This is a genomic window from Burkholderia cepacia, from assembly GCF_001039005.1.
GTDB lineage: Bacteria > Pseudomonadota > Gammaproteobacteria > Burkholderiales > Burkholderiaceae > Burkholderia > Burkholderia theae.
This window is the reverse complement of sequence record NZ_LDWR01000129.1, coordinates 1-586: the sequence shown is the minus strand read 5'-3', so window position 1 is coordinate 586 and position 586 is coordinate 1. Positions and strand designations below refer to the sequence as shown.

The window sequence follows — 586 nt, the reverse complement described above, 5'->3', positions numbered from 1 at the left end:
TCGGCGCAATCGACTCGATCAAAGGAATCAGTTGCGTGACATCATTACGGTTTGCGCCAGTCAGGATCGCCGAGATCGGCGTGCCGTGGGCGTCGGTGGCGATGTGGTGTTTGGAACCGAGTCGCGCGCGATCGGTGGGGTTCGGGCCAGTTTTTCGCCCGCCCCAACCGCACGAATCGACGAGGAATCGACCACGACACGGGAGAAGTCGATCTGGTTGGCCGCTCGCAGTTTGGCAAGCAGCAGCGAGTGCAATGCGTCCCACACGCCGGCCTGCTGCCAGTCGCGCAGTCGCCGCCAGCAACTCACGCCCGAACCGCATCCCATCTCCGCGGGAAGATCGCGCCAGCGAATGCCGGTCTTCAGCACAAACAGAATGCCTGTCAGCGCGGCACGATCCGGTACTGGCTTGCGCCCGGGATACATGAATCGACGTGGCTTGGCTGGCGGTAGAAGTGGCTCGATTAATTTCCACAGCTCGTCATCGATGATCGGCTTCCCCATCTCCCTGATCCGGTTGTCACAACGGCTCAGGTTAACAGCTTGCCGGACAAGTTAACAGTACCTACGTCTCTTTTTGAAACCG

The 586-nt window shown here is 60.1% G+C and carries 1 pseudogene; it reads right to left on the bottom strand.

Features of this window, described 5'->3' with window-relative positions:
- Positions 1 to 504, bottom strand: a pseudogene (locus tag VL15_RS41515) (IS5 family transposase); the annotation flags it as partial.
- Positions 505 to 586 lie beyond the last annotated feature (82 nt).